Origin of the sequence: Enterocloster clostridioformis (genome assembly GCF_020297485.1) — a bacterium.
Classification (GTDB): Bacteria; Bacillota; Clostridia; order Lachnospirales; family Lachnospiraceae; genus Enterocloster; species Enterocloster clostridioformis.
The window spans coordinates 3,210,863-3,229,704 of sequence record NZ_JAIWZC010000001.1 but is presented as its reverse complement, the minus strand read 5'-3'; the positions used below and the strand labels follow the sequence as shown (position 1 = coordinate 3,229,704).

The following is an 18,842-nucleotide window of genomic DNA, read 5'->3' as shown; positions in this document are numbered from 1 at the left end:
TATGCTACTATTTTTACAGACAATTCGAATTGTAAAAATTACATAAAGTGAGGAGAAGTCATGAAAGAGAGTGGGCAAAAATATGTTATGGAGAAGGGAATCCATAGGGTAGAACCATGGAGAATCGTTGGATTCTCAGGGGTAAATCTGGCAGTAAACCTGTATATGGGTTTAACTATGTACATGTCTTATTATTTAAATGGATTTGTGGGTATGGCTGTTATTTTTGCTTCCAGTTTCTCGACCGTTATGAGATTGTGGGACGGGGTGACCGACCCTATGGTGGGATTTGTGGTTGACAAATTTGGATATCGGGCAGGGAAGACAAGAATATGTATGACTATAGGTGGCGTTTTGCTCTTTGTCAACAGTTTCTTCATGTTCCGTGTCACTCATCATCTGCCGGAAGGCGGAGTTGCAAGAGGTATCTTTTTTACCGTATTTGCACTGCTGTTCTATATCGGCTATACGTTCCTCAACGTAAGTATGCATACTGGTAATGTGTGCCTGACAAACGATCCGGGGCAGCGTCCGTTTTTAAGTGTTGTCGGGACAATTTTAGTGCGGATGTCCCGTTCTTTGGTTCAGATTTATGTGGCAAGTTTGGTGGTAAAGTATGGAAAAATGTCATCGATCGGAGTATTTGAGGATATGTGGCTCTTAACAGCTGTGGCGGCAAGTATTTGCATTGCAATTGCTTTCGTTTCCATTGCGCCAAAGGACATTCCTGCGTTTACTGCCATTACGAAAGAAAAGCAGGTTGTAAAATTTAAAGACTACATAAGAGTATTGAAAACCAACAAACCGCTGCAGATGCTGATTGTATCGGCAGCCACGGATAAACTGGCTTCCAGCTGCAGAATCAGTGCAGTCAGCGTTGTGGTCTTTGGTATTATTATTGGAAATTTTCAGCTTAATGGCGGCTGGTCTCTCTATACAACCATTTTGGGGCTGGTTATGATGACCCTTGGAGTTGGAGCTATTGGTGGAAAGCTGGGATTAAAAAAGGCAATGCAGGTAGGAAGCTGGGGAGTGGTAATCTTTAATACCATTATCATGGTATTGTTTGTGGTTGCAGATCCGAAAACTCTCAATCTGCCTGGGTATGTAAATGGATATGGACAGACATTTACAGGTTTTACGTTCTTCACCGTGGCATTATTTTTGTTATCTATTCTGGGAGAGGGTTCTCAGATGATCTGTACTTCTGCCATTCCGCCGATGATTGCAGATATTAATGATTATGAAGCCAGCCGCAGCGGAAAATATATGCCGGGCATGGTAGCTACTGTATATACATTTATTGACAAGCTTATTTCTGCAGCAGCTCCGTCTTTAGTAGGAATTGCCTTTGCCTGGATTGGATTTGCAGACAAGCTTCCTGATGTAGATACGCCCAGTACAACAGCCCTTTTTGTATTCGGATTGTTTTTCTATTACGGAACCTCCGTGTTGGGAGCATTGTGCAATACCATTGCCATGAAGTATTATGAACTGACGCCTCAGAGAATGGAAGAGGTGAGGGCGAAGATGGAACAGTTAAGACATGAAGGTTAAAGAGAGGAATAACAGATGGAAAATATCAATTCAGGCTGGGAGTTTCAGAAGCTTTACCAGACGGATATAGACAAAATCTGCAATATGGATGAGATTTCTTTTGATAGGGAGGCATTTGAGCAGGTGGATTTGCCCCATACATGGTATTCGGAGGAGAATCCCTATAAGGGAACGGTCGTATACCGAAAAAAAGTGATGCTGGATTATAAAGAAGATAATCAGGTTTTTCTTATTTTCCTGGCAGCAGACCGGTGGTGCAAGGTATTTGTCAATAGACATTATGTGGGAGAACATAAAGGAGGGTATTCTGCTTTTACGTTTCCTATCACCCAGTATTGCGAGCCTGGGAAGGAGAATGAACTGGATATTTTTCTGGATAACCGTTCCTGGGAGGAAATCTCTCCGCTTACAGGAGACTTTACCGTATTCGGTGGGCTGTATCGGGGTATAGATCTGATCATTACGGAAAATGTATGCTTTGACCGGAGTTATTATGGAACATCGGGATTGATTGTACGTACAAAAATTCTGGAGGATGGAACAGGAGAGATTTTGGCAGAGCCTCATTTGTACAATGCCAAAGGGAAAGATGTTCAGATAGATTATCGTGTGCTGTCGCCAAGACAGGAGATAACTGCCTGCAAAACAGAATTGGGGGAGAGTATCTGCCACATAGAAGTTCCGAATCCTGTTTTGTGGAACGGATTAAAAAAACCATCCCTATACTGCCTGCATGCGGAGCTTAAGGCAGATGGGAGAGTGGTGGATAGTGCGGATATACCCCTGGGATTTCGGAGTATTTCCATAGACGGAGAAAAAGGATTCTTTCTGAATGGGGAGAATATAAAACTCAACGGGGTTGCGAAACATCAGGATTATGATGGTGTGTTTAACGCAACAAATGAGGAGCATTGGAATCAGGATATCCATGATATTTTAGAAATTGGAGCCAACAGTGTCAGGCTTTCCCATTATCAACATCCCCAGGAAATGTACCGGTTGTGCGATGAACAGGGGCTGATTGTCTGGGCAGAGATTCCCATGCTTAAGATGACGGAAAGTGAGGCTTTGTTGGAGAATGCGTGCAGTCAGCTGGAAGAACTGATTTTGCAGAATATCCATCATCCGTCTATTTGCTTTTGGGGAATCCAGAATGAGATTGCCATGTTTGGTGAGAATCAGGGGATGTATGAGCGAGTGAAACGTCTTGGGGATTTGGCCAAACAGCTGGATCCTTCACGAATCAGTTCCTGCGCCAATCTGTTTTGCGTAAAAAATGACAGCGTTTTAAATAAACTTACGGAGGCGGTAGGATACAATATTTATTTCGGATGGTATTACGGAGAGATGAAAGACAGCGAGGCTTTTGTGGAAAAGTTTCATGAGGATAATCCCCATATACCGCTGGGTATCACGGAATATGGAGTGGACTGCAATCTGGCATTCCACTCCCAGGATCCGAAGGTAAAGGACTATTCCGAAGAATTTCAGGCTTTGTACCATGAAACCGTTTATCCCATGTTTAAAAGCAAGCCATACATATGGGGGACTTATGTGTGGAATTTGTATGATTTTAGCAGCGAGATTCGGGATGAGGGCGGTTTGAAGCATAAAAACGGAAAAGGACTCATTACATTTGACAGAAAAATTAAGAAGGACGCATACTATTATTATATGGCTCAGTGGTCATCGAAACCATTTGTAAAAATAGCCCAGAGCCGGTTCGTTAAGCGGGAACAGCCTGAAATATGCATTACCGTATATTCCAATCAAAAAGAAGTGGATTTATATGTAAACCAAAATTGCTATAAAGGTTTTTCGGAGTCCGGAGTTTTTCATTTTTATAAGATTGCTCTTGGGCAGGGAGAAAACAGGGTAAAAGCAGTAAGCGGGGAATGGGAGGACGAGGCTGTGTTCTGTGGGGTAACGGAAAAAGAACTCTCTTATGTATATGTTGATTCCAACCCGGGTTTAAATGTAAAGAACTGGTTTACGGATGTAGTTGAAGAGGAAAGGATGTTTCCCAAGGGTATGTTCTCTATCAGGGAATCCTGCAAAGATCTTTTGGAAAGTGAGCAGGCAATGGCGGTGATAGAAGAATTTTCGGCGGAGTTAGCAAAGCAGATGAGGGAACGGCAGGGAATGATGCCGCTGGAGCGTATCCTGAGTTACATGAAAAAAGAAGTTACGGATGAACAGTGCAGAGAATTAAATGGGAAGTTAATTCAAATAGCAAAGGGAAAAGAGTGAGGATTTACAGATGGATGAATCTTTGAAAATGGAAGTTCCAAATTGGCTGGACGGTGTATTTGATAAGCTAAAGACGAAAGTAAAACAAGAAGCTGAGAGGCTCAATGATATCATACCGTATATACCCAAAGATGGGAAATACAGGGATATAGATACCAGGGAAGGTATCTATATGTGGACCAATGGTTTTTGGGCGGGAATTCTCTGGCACTTATTTTATGAGACAGGGGATTGTATCTATGCTGATACTGCCAGGAAAATTGAAACAAGATTGGACGGGGCCCTTCATGGATTCGAAGGACTGTATCATGATGTAGGGTTTATGTTTTCATTATCTGCGGTTGCCGATTACCGTATTACAGAGAACAGGCAGTCAAAAATACGGGGGCTCCATGCGGCTACAATTTTAGCCGGGCGATATAATCCTACCGGAGAATACATACGGGCCTGGAATCAGCCTTCATGGACAAAAGAAGATGTATCAGGATGGGTTATTATTGACAGCATGATGAATTTACCGCTGTTATATTGGGCCGGTTTGGAAACAGGTGATTCAAGATTTGGAGACATCGCCGTCCGCCATGCAAATACAATCTTACGGTATGGACTAAGGGAAGACGGGAGCACGAATCATATCATTGTGCTAAACCCGAAGACAGGGGAGTTTGTGGATAATCCAAGGGGACAAGGGTTTGCTTCCGGTTCATCTTGGAGCAGAGGCCAGGCATGGGCATTATACGGATTTGCCTTAAGCTATCGATATACAGGAGAAAAAAAGTTTTTGGATGCTTCAAAACGTTCTGCCCACTATTGTATTGCGAATCTGTCATTGAATGACTGGCTGCCGGTAGTAGATTTCCGTTCTCCGGAGCATTTTGCAAAATTTGATTCAACTGCAGGAATGGCGATTGCGGCAGGATTGCTTGAGCTGGCGGAACATGTGGATGAATATGAGAAGGAATTGTATGATAAATCGGCAGTCAAAATTTTGAAAGCCTGTGAAAGTAAGTTCTGTAATTGGAACCCTGAGGAAGATGGTATTGTTACAGGAGGAACCGTCCTTTATCACAGCAAAGAAAATGCAAATGTTCCGATTATTTACGGAGATTACTTTTTTGCAGAAGCGGTTATGCGTTTGAGAGGGAAGCATATTTTGCTGTGGTAATGATCAAAAGAGGAAAACAGAAATGTCAGAAATGAAATTAAAGGTACTTAACAAATCATTTATAACTGTTGCTTTCAGCCGTGAAAGTACAAATCTGGCGGTGCTTACGTATTTTTCGTCATATAATGAAGGCGATGTAATCAGTTTGGAGGTAAGCGAGGCCCCTTGTTATTGCGAAATTCAATTTGATGATGCACTTAGACCGGCAGTTATATTTGTTTCAGAAAAAAGCAATTATTTTGAAATACCCTTTGGCGAAAAAAGAAAGGCATTGACACCAAAGGCATTTTCAGGAAATTGTCATGTAATAACAGCTCGCTTTTTATATGAGAGCGAGTTGGAAATACGAAGAAATTTAGCTTTAAATCCTTATGATGGATTTGTGAAGAGAGGAGTTTTCCCACATACGGAAACAAACACAGATTTGCAGATAGATGAAACTTTTGCACCCAGAAATGCAGTCGACGGTGTTTGGGCAAATATATCTCATGGTAAATTTCCTTATCAAAGTTGGGGAACAAATAAGCGTGATGATGCGGAATGGAAATTGCTACATCCTATAAAAGATTGGGCTAAAATAAATTTACTAGTATAACTCGATTTTAATAAGTTTACATTATTATCCTGAAAACCAAGGGAAACGTGCGCCCAAAGCACGGACACGTAAGCCAAGAAATCAGATTACTACCAATGCTTAAATTGTAAGCTTATTTAAATCGAGTTATACTAGTACAGCATTGCTTAAATATCAGTGATTAAATTACTAATGGTATCCCGGCATATGTCCACTTAAATGGGTGTGCTGTAAGATTGTATTGTTCAATAAAGCGCAGGATGCTTGCTTCCAGTTCTTCTATTGACAGGCAGCTTTTCCGCTTCAGCAGCTTCCGGTTAATGATGCCAAACCATATCTCAATCTGGTTCATCCAGGAACTGTGTTTCGGAGTATAGACAAAGCGGATCCGGTGGGAAGGGTCATGCAGGAAATCCGCCCGGCTTTCCATACTTTTAAGGATCCCTGTTTTCCCTTTTTTGCCCAGTTCCACGCCAAGGGCACAGGCTTCTGCCACATAGCGGACAAGGGCTTCCGACTTATGGGTGTTTAGGCCATCGCATATAAATGTCCATGGGGTTTGCGGGTCTGTCCCTGCCAATGCTTTCACGGCTTCCACAAAATCATCTTCTGTGTGTGTGGAGTTTAAATACGGCATTTCCATACGGCCCGTTGCAACATCAAAGAACCCGATGAGACTGGCCGTGCCATGGCGGATATACTCAAACTCCATTTTGGCGCACTGGCCGGGTAATGGGAGCTTGTCAGGATATTTATGTTCCAGCGCCTGTACCCCGGTCATTTCATCAGTGGAAACAATGTGTGCACCTTCCCGGCTTTGTTCCTGGGCACTCTGGTACAGGCCGCAGATTTCGTTTACTTTCCGCGCAAAAGATTCCGGGGCTTCCGTCTTTTCCGAAGAATGAAGCCAGTAACGGATTCTGTGGGGATGTAAATCTACCTCATTTTTAAAAAACGGCTGACAGATTTCTCAGAAATCTGTTCAGCGATTCCCTGCTTTTTAATTTCTGCCACTAACAGCGGGAGGCTCCACTGGCTTACTTCGTACCCAAAATCATTTGGGCTGCTGCAGGCAAGGTCGATGATCCGCATGATCTGGTCCGGCGTAAAAACAGACGGGGCACCGGGGCGTTTTTTATCGGACAGGACTGCCCGTATCTCATCTTCAAGCCTTTCCGGGTCGTCCATTTCAATCCTCCGCAAGGCTGGGAGCGCCGCGAGGAACCGACTGCGCCAGGTGGCAGCATTATTATAATGAAGCCCGGCCTGTGGTGCAATATTCTGGTTGAGTTCCCCCTGTGACGCAAGCAGGACAATGCTGGCTCTTTTGACCAGTCCTGACGGAAGGGAGCGGCTTTTTGAAAAAGCAGATAATATGTTTTTCATGGCATCAGATAAAACCGGGATAGTATCAATTGTTTTCCTTCGCATAATAACCCATCCATTCTTTAGTGATAGAATTATTATGCACCGACTACAATAAAAAAGCAACGTCTATTCATTATTATTTTGGCAATGCTGTACTAGTGGTTGAAATGTTATAAATATTCTTGATTTATACATTTATTACTAGAAGTTGATAACTGTTTAATAATAATTCACAAAACAAAATTTCATGTTTAGAACGTCTAGCAATCTGTCTTCTATGGCTTGATAATGTGCCTTTAATAACAATCATCATCAAAGCATTAAATTGTAATCTGACGATATGCTCGAAAGAAGATATCCTCACGATTTCACCTCCTTTCTACCAAAGCAAAACTATATAAACGAAATGTTTCATCATGAAAATACCGTTTATAACTTTTGAAAAACATAGAAAAAAGCCCGCATAAAACATAAAGTCTGTACGAGCCATTAAAGGTGAAATATATTCGTATGCAATTTTAAAAGTTGTATCATTAAAGTTGAGTTAAAGATGTCGGATTATATTTAAAGTGTTTCATACGATAAGCCCCTTTATAGCAAATTTATGAATTTATTTTAATTTTGCTCTGCAAATTCTAAAACTAATATCTTCCCATAATAAACACCACCTTTTTCTTAAAACTATAGCAGTATCTATCCTTAGTGAGCTACTGCTATAAATCCGTCCTATAATTAATAAATTTGTTGTGAATTATTTACAACTTGAGAGTTTTACTATTCGATAAATCTAAAGTAACGGTTGCTGTTTCAAAGTGTATTTCATATACTATCAGTGATTTCCCACCATATTCTATTGTTTCTCGATAATCAGGTATCTTCTCGCAAAAACAATCTGCCAAATCAAAAATAGTTTTTTTACTCTTGATAGCAGTTCCTCTCGCTTTTATATGCTCGTTTTCTTTTTTTGGAATTGTTGTAAAGGCAACATTCTGATTTTGTTTCATTTCTTTTACTTTGTCGTTATTTTTAAATGTTGCAAAGTATACAATATTATTTTCGGGATTGAAATAATAATTTACAACTCTAACATTTGGAATGCCGTCTGTTCCGATAGTTGCCAACGCAAGGTCAGTCTGTTCTGCCATCATTTTTTGAAATTCTTTTAGTGTATCCATAGAAATCCTCCTTTTATTGTTGATACATGAATAGTATAATATAAAAAGGTATCAGAACATGACACCATTTAACGAAATAAGGAGGTTTAAACAAATGCGTAAATCAACACGATTGAATGACATGATGATTTTTTTAAGTGATAAAAGTTTTTTTAACTTGAAAGATATTATGCAAGAGTACGGAATATCTAAAAGTACAGCAATTCGAGATATACAATCTTTAGAAGAAATCGGTATGCCCATATTTTCGGAAACTGGAAGAAATGGACGTTATGGGATTTTGAAAAATAGACTTCTTTCACCAATTATTTTTACTGTTGATGAAATGTATGCTTTGTATTTTGCTATGCTAACTTTAAACGCCTATGAATCGACTCCTTTTCATTTAAGTATTGAAAAGTTAAAGAAAAAGTTTGAAACTTGCTTGTCTGATGAACTTATTAATACTATTAATAAGATGGAACATACATTAAGCCTTGAGGGGACTAAGCATTATAATAGTAGCCCTTTACTAAAAGATATTTTAGAAATGGCAGTAAAAGATACGGTGTGCTGTATCTCTTATAAAAAAGGCGAATTTGTATCAGAAGTACAAGTGCAGTTTTTTAATATATCTTCATCTTTTGGACAATGGTATGTTACAGGTTTTAATCATGACAGGCAAAGAGTTCAAGTTTTCCGTTGTGATAAAATTATTGATATTTCAGAAAGTGAGTGCTATATACCGAAGCCAAGGCAAGAACTTCTAAATCGTTCGACAAACATATTTAAGTCTGAAAATGCTACAGATTTTGAAGTTCAAATATTAGATAAAGGAGTGGATTTATTTTATAAAGAAAATTATCCCTCAATGGAATTAGTCAAATATGATGGACAATATAAAATAAAAGGATTTTACAACGTAGGGGAAGAAAGATTTATTGCTGATTATTTCCTTTCATATGGAAAATTGATTAAGTCTATCTATCCAGAGCATTTAAAAAACCTTGTATCGAAACGAGCAAAAGAATTGTACCAATATTACGATAATCTATAAAAATAAGGCATATAATTTTATGTGTTTGTATGCTTATGAATTTATTTTACAATCTTCCAGTTGCTATCCTTATGTAGCACAAGTTCAAACTGTGATACCTACGTTGTCTTTGTCTGATTATCAATGAATTTCACGGCAACTTTGACTTTCACATTATTCTCATGGCAATAAAATCCCCCTTTATTCCTCTTGATTATCTCAAAACAGTAAAGAAAAAGTCCTGTCAAGAGCCTTGCCACCGTAGGTGGTGCTTGCACTCTTGATCGGACTTTTTGTTTGCTGTATCTTCTGTGAGAGGATAAAGGCTATTCATCTTCATCATCAAAATTCATATTTACAATAACCTTGCCTTTGCCGAATGGAACATACGGGTTCATATGCTTGTGTCCCTCTGTGCTTTCCCCGAACATATCAAGGCTGTAAAACTCATCATAGCGGTCTAAAATCTTCTGAAATTTCAAATGCTGGACAAACTCTTTGATTGGGTAAAGGTCGGACGCTGTGATGTCTTTGCCATTGATATAATCCGTGATATACTCCCTTAACTGTTCTAATTCATATTCCAGCCATTCCTCCTCGCTGTCAAAGAAGTTATCATAATGACCGTGTTTCAATTCAGCATTTAATCGTTCTTCCCCTCTGACGAACTGACAGACTTCTTTCTCTATATGAGAAGCAAATTTCCATGTACCTGACAGCATTTCATTCGGTGCGACTTCTAACACAACCATTATCTTTTCCAGTGTTTCAAAGGTAGGATAATTCACACCTCTTTCAATCTTGGAAAGGCTTTGTAGGTTGATACCGATAGCGTCGGCAAGTTCTTGCTGCTTCATCCCTTTTAGTTTCCTGACCGTCTGTATATTTTGTCCCAAATGCTTATAATTCATGGAACATCTTCTCCTTTCAATCACTTTATAAGCCTATCATACTTATTATTTTTGAAAAAGTCAAGAAAAATTTCTTGACAAGTAATTCTATTGGCGTTATTATCATAGCAGATAGAGTGATTAAGCACAATGAGGTCAATCACACGCTTGAGTAAGCATTTAGAGAAGATATTTTCACTTTGACAGCATGAATAGGCATGGACTATCCGACCGAAAACTGTGTTTCTGACTGGGGCTGGCCCGTTTAGCCACGAGCCTCCCAAAGGCTCGTGAGCGATAAGAACGGATCAGAGACAGGAAGAAAGGGAACGCCTTTAGGCGTTCGTAAAGGGCGTATATGTAACATCGCCCTGCGTATACATGTCATAGTACCTAGAAACTGTGATAAATAAAGGAAAAAATGCAATTTATACCCCGCAAAAAATCGGGGCATACGAAAGGAGTAATGAAGTATCGCAACACACGAAAATTTATCCGTTAAGATTGATTACATCAGCATTGTATTTGAAACTGCAACCGCAGAAGATGTAATCATGCACATTTTAGGATTACCGACTGATATTTTCAATGTCTATCCGGCAACCGTAAAATTCAAGACCTATCAGACACGTTGGGAGATTGGAGATATTTATGTATCGGGCGACGCAATAAAGACAGAGGACAACCCACAGGGGCTTGGCTGTTATCTCGTTATGACTGGCAGAGGTTGTGATGATATTTTCCGTATTCTCGATAGTAGGAATTATACCTTTGGGGATATGTTCAAACATTGTGAACGAAGATACGGACGGGATAACTTCCACTTCACAAGGCTTGATATTGCCATTGATGATAAGAACAAAAAGCCATTCTTTACCATAGAGCAGATAAAGAAAAAATGCGAAAAAGAGGAATTTATCTCCAATAGTGAGGGCTACCACTTTGATGAAAGCAAGTTTGACGATTTCGACACCGCAAAAACTGTTTATATCGGTGCTGGGAAATCGGGATTGTCCTACCGCTTTTATGACAAGGATAAGGAAGTCTGTTCAAAATATAATAAGACGCTTGATGAAGTCGGCAGTTGGAAACGGACAGAAATGCAACTGCGTGATGATAAGGCTCATGCTTTTGCCATGACGTTCAAGGACAGACCGCTGGAACTTGGGGAACTGGCTTTCGGACTATTGGCAAACAACCTACGCTTTGTCGTAGCAAACAGAAATGAAAGCAATAAAAGCAGGTGGAAAACGTGTCGGTTTTGGGAACGCTTTTTAGGGGCTGTGGAAGTCTTGAAACTGCATACACCCAAACCGCATAATTCCCTTGAAGAAACACAGCAATGGCTCACAGAGGGTGGCGTGATTTCCGCTGTCAAAAGTTTTTACTTCTTGGAAGAACATGACGCATTAGGTGGACTGGAACGGGTGGAAACTATGCTTGACAAGGCAAGATACAGCACTTCTCTTTCCAGTAAATTAACCGCCCACTTACAGAGGATAAACCGCACCGACCTTATTCCTTATATTCAATATGACACGAAACATGGGAAAGGGGGTATCTGATGAATAACAACGATATTCCCGTATGGGAAAAATATACCCTTACCATTGAAGAAGCGTCAAAATATTTCCGTATTGGAGAAAACAAGCTAAGACGCTTGGCAGAGGAAAACAAGGACGCTGGCTGGCTCATTATGAATGGCAACCGCATACAGATTAAACGCCGACAGTTTGAACAGGTCATTGACAAATCGTTAAGGAAAGAATCGAAGGTGGTGCAAACGAAAAAGCAGCTTTGATATTTCGATAACTGCCCTTTCGTTTGCATCAGTTTCGATTTTTCCTGGTTGAACAAAGGCGCGTCCGGGTAGCCGTTATATATGGACTTTCAATTTCCCCAGCCTTTTAGCGAAGTATACTGCATATGGATGCATGGCAGCCAGATTCGGCGTCCGGTGTCATGTTTATGGCATCAGAAATAAGCCTCCAAAGGAAGCTTAAAAAATATTCAGTTGCCTTTTTTAACATAGAAGATGCGGTTCTGGCATTGTACAAGGCTGCCCTGCCGGTAAAGGAATGATCCTTCCGCCGCAGGAAGAACACCTGCAGATATCCTTATTGTAAAGCAGCCGGATCATGGCAGGGGCATCCAGATCTTTCAGCCTTGCGATATACTTTCTACAGCCGAGGAGATTCCGGCACAAGGTGATCTTCTTATTCTTGTTCCGGGATGACAGCAGGCCATAGTGGCGTATCCGGACAAAACGCTTTGGCGGGACATGCATCAGAAATCTGCGGATAAACTCCTCACCGGAAACCGTAATCTCCTCCCACTGGCCCTGGTTTTTATAATCTTTTGCAGTAAATGTGACCATAGAATCCGTCATGCATTTGATACGATAATTGCTGATGGCAATCCGGTGTGTGTACCTTCCAAGGTACCTGATGACGGATTCCGCGCCATGGAACGGCTTCTTACAGTAGGGTATCCATTCTTTTTTGTAACAGGTATCCAATAATTCCTGTAAGGCATAATGGTTCCTGTAAGGCTCTGCCGTACCGTGGAATTCGAGTTTTCCATCTTTCCATAGCTGTTTCAGTTCAGCAAGATATTTTCCGCGGAACAGCCGGGAGACCACCCTGACCGGAAGGAAGAAGTCCTCCCCGCTGCCTTTCCAGTGATTTCCTGCATCCAGCCCGCCTCCCAGAACAATGGCATGGATATGGGGATGGAAGTTCATGGCGCTCCCCCAGGTATGCAGAATGCAGATATAGCCGATGTCAGCGCCAAGGTATTTCGGGTCAGCCGCAAGTTCACGCAGGGTATCGGACGCGGCATGGTAAAGCGCTGTATATAAAAGTTTCTGATTGCTGTAGATAACAGGGTTCAGATTTTCCGGCACAGTGAATACCATATGGAAGTATGGCGCGTCCAGCAGATCCTCCCTGCGCGCGTCAACCCATTTTTCTTTCGGGAATTCCTGACACATAGGGCAGCATCTGTCACGGCAGGAATTATAGTGGATGGAAATACAGCCGCAATCCTCACAGACGCTCACATTTACGCCAAAAGCACCGGTCTTGCAGTTCATGATGTGGTAAGCCGCCTTTCTCTGGGCAGGGGAAACATCATGGGAAGATGCATAGGAAGGATAAAAACGGTTAAAAACATCCTGGATTGTGCAGTCAGTGTTCATTCCTCACCGCCTTGCGGACCATCGAACGGGCTGCGGATGCCGAGGAGAGTCTTGTTGCTTACATGGAGGTAGACATCGGTAGAGCGGGGATCCACATGCCCGAGAAGGGACTGGATATATTTGATATCGGTCCCGCTTTCAAACAGGTGGCTGGCAAAACTGTGTCGGCACGCATGGGAAGAGACACGGCGGGTAATACCGGCAAGCCTGGCGCTTTTTTTAAAGAACTGGTTCACACTGGTTATATCCAGGTATCCACCAGTCCAGGAGCTTGGGAAAAGTATCCCCCTGGGCCGGCCGCATTTGTACCAATACTCGGTAAGAAGGTCAAGATTCTTCCGGGAGAGGATGGTATACCTGTCGATCCTGCCTTTGGTTTCACGGACATGGATGGTCATGTTGGTACGGGAAATGTCATCGTAATGGAGATGGACAGCCTCTGAGACGCGTAATCCGGAAGAGTACATCGTCGCAATGATAGCTTTATGCTTCAGGTTTTGGGTGGCCTCAATGATCGCGTTTATCTCATTACGGCTCAGGACGGCGGGAAGGTTCCGTTCCCTTTTCATGGCAGGAACTATGTCATCATCCCAAAGGATCCAGAGCACTTTTTTGTAGAAGAACTTAATTGCTGACCGATAGTGGTTGTGAGTTTCGGGAGACCTGCCTTCCAAACGTTTGGCAGAGAGGAAACTTTCCGCATCGTCAAGTGTAAGCTCAGAGGCGGTTTTCCCAATACAGCGGAGAAAGTAATTGACATTGGCACAGTACAAGTTTATGGTACTTTCCCGCAGGTTCCGTTTTTCCGCTTCATAGCGGATAGATTCAAAAATATCATCGTACATAATAAAACCTCCTGAAATAAGCAGCGTTGATCGTGGCAGCTGCCTGTCAGGAGGGGCATTGGCATCATAATTCCGCTTGCGGAAGACACCAAAAAATGCTATTGTAATCATAGGCAGTGGAGGTTTCCGTATTTGGTTGTTTTGTGTGGTAACTTAACAATACCGTATTGCGGAAGATTTTTCCACTGCTTTTTATTTAGAGGAACGTAAAAACTGCGCCACAGCCTTGGCAGGCCATCGCGTAGCGATTTTGTTCAATCGGGATTTGATCTGTAATGCCAGGGCTGACTCTGTTATTTATGACCTTGCCCCACAGCCAACCGGCAGAAGAGGCAGGCCCGCAAAGCATGGGGAACGCCTTTCTATTAAAGAGGACTTCACTCTTTCTGCTGAAAAGATAGGGGATTACTACATGGGTGTACGCCGGGTCCTTACCAATATCTTCGGGCAAAGGGAAGTTCCCGCCTATGTAACTTCTACAGAGAAAACCGGCGGCTCCAGACGCCTGTTTTTCAGTACGATTATTCCAGAGCAGATGCAGATATTCTGCGCATGGCAGGAAAAGGCGCCGCTAAACCAGACCGGGAGTGAGCGTATGCAGTTCATCCCATTATTGTGTTACACATTTCGCTGGAATATCGAGGTGAGTTATTATGAACAGAAAACGTTCTGGTCGTTATGCAGCTATATGTTACGCAGTCGGAAGGGAATCGAAATGTTGGTTAATCTGATCAACATTTCGTATTGTGCCATGAAGATACTGCCATATCAGGAAGAATCATTTTCAAAGTACCGTACAGAAAGTGTGCAGGAATTTCGGTTTGCCCTTAGTGAGCAAATCCGGCAGCAGGTATTTTATGCCACTTTCGTGAGAAATATCGAAACCAGCATAAAATCCAGTGTAGTTATGAAAGCTTTAAAACAGTTAATTCGGCAACAGTGCTGGCATTTATAAAAGTTGTAAAGTCGTGAAGATAATAAGTTACGCTATAATATTGTGTAGCACACATGATTTTTTGACATCGACTTACGGTGCACGTTGAGACGGTTGTAATGCTTTCCCACAAAAAACCCGACAGTGTAATCAACGTAAAAGTCGAGTTTGGCGAGGGTGAGGGCAAAGTGCCGCTTGATAATATAGCCAAGAGAGCCGAAGCGTACAAGCCGAAGGAACGAGTTACATACAAGATGATTAAGGAGTACATAGAAGCGAAATATGGCTTCAAAGTACATACCGCATATATCGCAGAGGTAAAGAGGGAGTTAGGATTGCCGATGTATGATGCCCCTAATGCGGTAGAGGAATTGAAACAACCGAGGAAGCATCCGACGGCGGAGAAAGCGGAAGCGATAAAGGATGCTTTGAAGCATTTTGAGGTAATTTAATAATGATGAGCGTATCATAAAAACAGTGGTACGCTTATTTTTTTACATATTTGTCTTTTCGCTGACCAATATTTTATCTGGTTATAAAAGCGGAGGACAGATTTTATACTAAACTGCCTGATTGGTACAATTAAAAGCGTTCACTTTGCTATTATTGACTTAAAGAGAAAAATCGAATATAATATAGTAAAGTGCCCAATTATTGCTTTGATTAAGGGCGATTAAATAGAGGTGAAGATATGCTTCAGAATAAAGATATTGAGACACTGAGAATGTTGTTTAGCAGTCATAATTATGTTATGACTACTGCTGAACTTACAGCTTCAAAGTTATACTATGCAGATATAAAACAACTTTTAGACGAAGGATTGATTGAAAGAGTCAGGCGAGGTTACTATCACTGGACTCAAGATTATGGAGAAAGCGAAGTTGTCATTATCAATCGATTGTTTCCCGATGCAGTGCTCTGTATGGAGACTGCCCTATTCTATTATAGATACAGTGACAGAAATCCTGCTGAGTGGAACTTTGCAATAGATAAAAATGTCTCTAAGCGGCGAACAAAAATCGATTATCCGTTTATAAAGGCATATCGTGTAGAGTCAGAGTTGGTTACGCTGGGCGAAACCGAGGGTGAAATTGATTTCCACAAAGTCCGCATTTATGACCGTGACCGTACTATTTGCGATGTGCTGCGAAATATGAACAAGATGGATAAGGAGGTTTTTAATAAAGCAGTACAGGGCTATGTTAAAGACCCGAAAAAGAATATACCGAATCTTATAGAATATGCGAAAGTTTTGCGTGTACAAACGCGTGTAAAAGAATTGATTGGAGTGTGGTTGTAATGGCAGATATAGCAGCTTCCGTTCTGGCAAAGCTGAGAAATAAAGCAAAAGCTTCTGGTATCAGCTATCAGCAATGCTTACAACTTTTTGTGCAGGAAGAATTTTTGAGAAAGCTATCAAAATCTGGGTGTGAGGATACACTAATACTCAAAGGTGGATTGTTCATTTATACTCTAACCAATTTTGAAAGTCGAGCTACCATTGATGTCGATTTCCTGCTCCGTGGATACTCTAATTCAATAGATGCTGTTAAAGATTTGATTTGTAAAATCATCGACACACCGACTGGTAACGATTATATAGAAATGCGAGCAAAAGGCTTTGAAGAGATTTCTCCGCAAAGAAAATATCACGGTATCAGTACACAGATTATTGCTCAAATAAAAAATGTGCGTGTGCCGTTCAATGTTGATATAGGCGTGGGTGATATTATAGTCCCCCGTGCCGAAGAACGCACAATCAATACTCAGCTTCCAGACTTTGAAGCACCTGTAATCAAAACTTATTCCCTTGAAAGCACCATTGCCGAGAAGTTTGATGCCACACTGCAACGCTTTGAACTGACAGGCAGAATGAAAGATTTTTATGACATTTATTATCTCTCAAGGACATTCGATTTTGAGGGTGCAAAATTGCAGGCAGCTGTATTTGAAACCTTACAGCGGCGTGGTACTCCCTATGACAGAGATAGTTTTAAGCGTGTTGTTGCACTTGCCGATGATGAAGATATGCAGAAGCGTTGGAAATTCTTTTTGAAAACCATAAAAGATAACACGCTTGAGTTTTCATTCGTTATTGCGGAAATCCAGACTTTTCTTGAGCCTGTGTTTGATGCGATTGTGAATGAGAAAGAATGGCAAAATATCTGGAAAAGCAATGCGAGAAAATGGTCAAATCTGAAGGGAGGTATTGACCGTGACAAGAGCAGTTAATGATGCAACATTGCAAAAAGCTGGTGATATATACCAGTATCTAATAGCTTTAAGAGATTGCTTTGAATTGAACGATGGCGATACTCTGCAAATTGAGACAAATGGTGATGTGAGCATTATAAATGATGTGGGTGGTCGCTTTCAGGGAGAAGTAAAACATCATTTTGGTAATAAATCTATTTTGGACAGAGATATAGATTTTTGGAAGACACTTGCAAATTGGTATGTAGACTATGAGCGTGTAAAAAACTTTTCCAATTATATACTCAGTACTACAGCTACAATTCAAAGTGATTCTCCGTTTCATAGTTGGAATAATATAAAAAAGACTGAGAAATTAAAACGCTTAAAAGATATAGGAGCTATCTCTAAGAAAAATGAAGAAACATTCAGGAATCAATATAATAGAATTTTCGGTGACTCTTATGACGAAAGTCGCCTTTTGGAAATATTAGATAAATTTACGATTGAAGCTGCCAAAACTTCAATAGACGGTATATCTAATGAATTTTCTAAATATGTAGGTCATATTCCTTCCGAAAATAGAGACGGATATATAGGTGCTTTGCTTGGCGAAATATTAATAAAAGTTAAGGAACCCCCGCATAAATGGGAGGTGACCAAGTCAGCATTTGATGAAATTCTACAGATACAATCAACAGCATATGGAACAAAAGGAACTGCACCACTTCCAAATGAGTACGCAAAAGCAGTTGTTCCTAAAGACAAAATTACTACACTCGAACAGAAAAAATTTGTTGCGTCTATTCGTGAGATTAAGTATGACAAAATGATTCCAAATGCAATGTCAGATTATTGGAAAGCGGATTTAACCGTTGCCAAATATTTTAGGGACAACCTTATGTATTTAGAAAGTCTTGAATCATATATGGAAGATTTGTCTGCAAAGATGCAATATAGTAAAGCGAATAGCGATTTGAATGCTGAAGGAGCAACCGAGGAAGAACAAATGCATCCCAAGCCAAAACTTGCTAGTTTCATTTGCCCCTACGGTGATGCTGAGGATATCCTTATACCCTTGCGTGGTAACTCCAAGAACTACATAGGCAGCCCTGCTTAAAATACGTCCATCTTCCCGTACCTTATAGTGGATGCAGTCCATGAAGATGAAAGGGTAAATAGGCGCCAAGGGGCGGGGCTGCCACTCTTTGACTTGTGGGAGAATCTTGTCAGTGATTTTGCTGACCATTTCCGCAGAGAGTTCGATCCCATAAAGCTCCTGGAGCTGGTCATGAATGTCCCTTGTGCTCATTCCCCTTGCGTACAAAGAAATGACCTTTTCTTCAATTCCTGAAATATCCCGCTGGTATTTCGGGATGAGTTTTGGTTCAAACTCCCCATTGCGGTCTCTGGGCACATCCACCTGAAATTCCCCATACTGGCTTTTGAGGGTCTTAGGGGAATGACCGTTACGCTTATTGTTTAAGGAGAGCTCTCCTTTTTGGTTCTTTTCATAACCAAGGGAAGCATCGAGTTCCGCCTCCATCAACTCCTGGAGGATGTCTTTAAAGCTCTCTTTGAGAAGGGAATAGACATCCGCCACACTGTTCAAGTTGTTTTGTGAAATAATCTGTCGAATTTGTTCCTTAGCTACTGCCATAAAAATGCTCCTTTTCG

Annotated in this window: 17 protein-coding genes and 2 pseudogenes; 12 read left to right on the top strand and 7 right to left on the bottom strand. The window is 41.2% G+C overall.

What is annotated here, in order from left to right:
• The first annotated feature begins 60 nt into the window (after nt 1-60).
• The 4 genes from LA360_RS16410 to LA360_RS16395 are packed head-to-tail and all read left to right on the top strand — an operon-like array spanning nt 61 to nt 5,567.
• A complete protein-coding gene (locus tag LA360_RS16410; protein WP_089776113.1) occupies nt 61-1,557 on the top strand; it encodes an MFS transporter in 1,497 nt (498 codons plus the stop codon).
• 15 nt (nt 1,558-1,572) lie between these two features.
• Nucleotides 1,573-3,807 (top strand): glycoside hydrolase family 2 protein, encoded by a 2,235-nt coding sequence (locus LA360_RS16405; protein ID WP_057573110.1) that lies wholly within the window; start codon nt 1,573-1,575, stop codon nt 3,805-3,807.
• Nucleotides 3,808-3,835: 28 nt separating this feature from the next.
• Nucleotides 3,836-4,972: a glycoside hydrolase family 88 protein gene (locus tag LA360_RS16400; RefSeq protein WP_225537581.1), complete on the top strand. Its 1,137-nt coding sequence runs from the start codon at nt 3,836-3,838 to the stop codon at nt 4,970-4,972.
• A gap of 22 nt (nt 4,973-4,994) precedes the next feature.
• A complete protein-coding gene (locus LA360_RS16395; protein ID WP_089776111.1) occupies nt 4,995-5,567 on the top strand; it encodes a hypothetical protein in 573 nt (190 codons plus the stop codon).
• Nucleotides 5,568-5,727: 160 nt separating this feature from the next.
• Here the strand turns inward: LA360_RS16395 and LA360_RS16390 are convergent, their stop codons facing one another.
• The 3 genes from LA360_RS16390 to LA360_RS16375 all read right to left on the bottom strand — a co-directional run bounded on the left by LA360_RS16390 (nt 5,728) and on the right by LA360_RS16375 (nt 8,089).
• Nucleotides 5,728-6,345: a transposase gene (locus LA360_RS16390; protein ID WP_225537780.1), complete on the bottom strand. Its 618-nt coding sequence runs from the start codon at nt 6,343-6,345 to the stop codon at nt 5,728-5,730.
• A gap of 137 nt (nt 6,346-6,482) precedes the next feature.
• Nucleotides 6,483-6,977, bottom strand: a complete 495-nt coding sequence (locus LA360_RS16385; RefSeq protein WP_112481888.1) for a helix-turn-helix domain-containing protein — start codon at nt 6,975-6,977, stop codon at nt 6,483-6,485.
• 692 nt (nt 6,978-7,669) lie between these two features.
• A complete protein-coding gene (locus LA360_RS16375) occupies nt 7,670-8,089 on the bottom strand; it encodes a pyridoxamine 5'-phosphate oxidase family protein (RefSeq protein ID WP_057573176.1) in 420 nt (139 codons plus the stop codon).
• Nucleotides 8,090-8,183: 94 nt separating this feature from the next.
• Between LA360_RS16375 and LA360_RS16370 the strand changes: the two genes are divergently transcribed.
• The gene (locus LA360_RS16370) at nt 8,184-9,125 is read left to right on the top strand and encodes a helix-turn-helix transcriptional regulator (protein WP_057573177.1); all 942 of its coding nucleotides are present in this window, start codon (nt 8,184-8,186) and stop codon (nt 9,123-9,125) included.
• A gap of 305 nt (nt 9,126-9,430) precedes the next feature.
• Here LA360_RS16370 and LA360_RS16365 read toward each other — a convergent pair whose 3' ends face one another.
• Nucleotides 9,431-10,015 carry a helix-turn-helix domain-containing protein gene (locus LA360_RS16365; protein WP_057573178.1) on the bottom strand — a complete coding sequence of 195 codons (585 nt, stop codon included), beginning with the start codon at nt 10,013-10,015 and terminating at the stop codon, nt 9,431-9,433.
• 482 nt (nt 10,016-10,497) lie between these two features.
• On the opposite strand from LA360_RS16365, the gene LA360_RS16360 reads away from it, so the two are divergent.
• Both LA360_RS16360 and LA360_RS16355 read left to right on the top strand, forming a co-directional pair.
• Entirely contained in the window at nt 10,498-11,559 is a 1,062-nt protein-coding gene (locus tag LA360_RS16360) for a replication initiation factor domain-containing protein (RefSeq protein WP_278336734.1), read from the top strand.
• Nucleotides 11,559-11,795 (top strand): excisionase, encoded by a 237-nt coding sequence (locus LA360_RS16355; protein ID WP_057573180.1) that lies wholly within the window; start codon nt 11,559-11,561, stop codon nt 11,793-11,795. Before LA360_RS16360 ends, LA360_RS16355 begins: the two co-directional genes overlap by 1 nt.
• Nucleotides 11,796-12,017: 222 nt before the next feature.
• On the opposite strand, the gene LA360_RS16350 is transcribed toward LA360_RS16355, so the two are convergent.
• Together LA360_RS16350 and LA360_RS16345 are read right to left on the bottom strand one after the other, a co-directional pair.
• Nucleotides 12,018-13,193 (bottom strand): IS91 family transposase, encoded by a 1,176-nt coding sequence (locus tag LA360_RS16350; protein ID WP_027641388.1) that lies wholly within the window; start codon nt 13,191-13,193, stop codon nt 12,018-12,020.
• Nucleotides 13,190-14,038: a tyrosine-type recombinase/integrase gene (locus tag LA360_RS16345; protein ID WP_027641389.1), complete on the bottom strand. Its 849-nt coding sequence runs from the start codon at nt 14,036-14,038 to the stop codon at nt 13,190-13,192. The genes LA360_RS16350 and LA360_RS16345 overlap by 4 nt, the downstream gene beginning before the upstream one ends.
• A 265-nt stretch (nt 14,039-14,303) precedes the next feature.
• On the opposite strand from LA360_RS16345, the gene LA360_RS16340 reads away from it, so the two are divergent.
• The 5 genes and pseudogenes from LA360_RS16340 to LA360_RS16320 all read left to right on the top strand — a co-directional run bounded on the left by LA360_RS16340 (nt 14,304) and on the right by LA360_RS16320 (nt 18,285).
• A complete protein-coding gene (locus tag LA360_RS16340; RefSeq protein WP_330657126.1) occupies nt 14,304-14,993 on the top strand; it encodes a hypothetical protein in 690 nt (229 codons plus the stop codon).
• A 74-nt stretch (nt 14,994-15,067) separates the two neighbouring features.
• Nucleotides 15,068-15,424 (top strand): annotated as a pseudogene (locus LA360_RS16335) (23S rRNA (uracil-5-)-methyltransferase RumA); the annotation flags it as partial.
• Nucleotides 15,425-15,663: 239 nt separating this feature from the next.
• Nucleotides 15,664-16,272, top strand: a complete 609-nt coding sequence (locus LA360_RS16330) for a type IV toxin-antitoxin system AbiEi family antitoxin domain-containing protein (protein WP_028087997.1) — start codon at nt 15,664-15,666, stop codon at nt 16,270-16,272.
• Nucleotides 16,272-17,204 carry a nucleotidyl transferase AbiEii/AbiGii toxin family protein gene (locus LA360_RS16325; RefSeq protein WP_089774755.1) on the top strand — a complete coding sequence of 311 codons (933 nt, stop codon included), beginning with the start codon at nt 16,272-16,274 and terminating at the stop codon, nt 17,202-17,204. Before LA360_RS16330 ends, LA360_RS16325 begins: the two co-directional genes overlap by 1 nt.
• Complete coding sequence (locus tag LA360_RS16320) at nt 17,188-18,285, top strand: hypothetical protein (protein ID WP_057573197.1); 1,098 nt, start codon at nt 17,188-17,190, stop codon at nt 18,283-18,285. The genes LA360_RS16325 and LA360_RS16320 overlap by 17 nt, the downstream gene beginning before the upstream one ends.
• Here LA360_RS16320 and LA360_RS16315 read toward each other — a convergent pair.
• Nucleotides 18,178-18,825: pseudogene (locus tag LA360_RS16315) on the bottom strand (IS256 family transposase); the annotation flags it as partial. The gene LA360_RS16320 and the pseudogene LA360_RS16315 sit on opposite strands and share 108 nt — an antisense overlap.
• Nucleotides 18,826-18,842 lie beyond the last annotated feature (17 nt).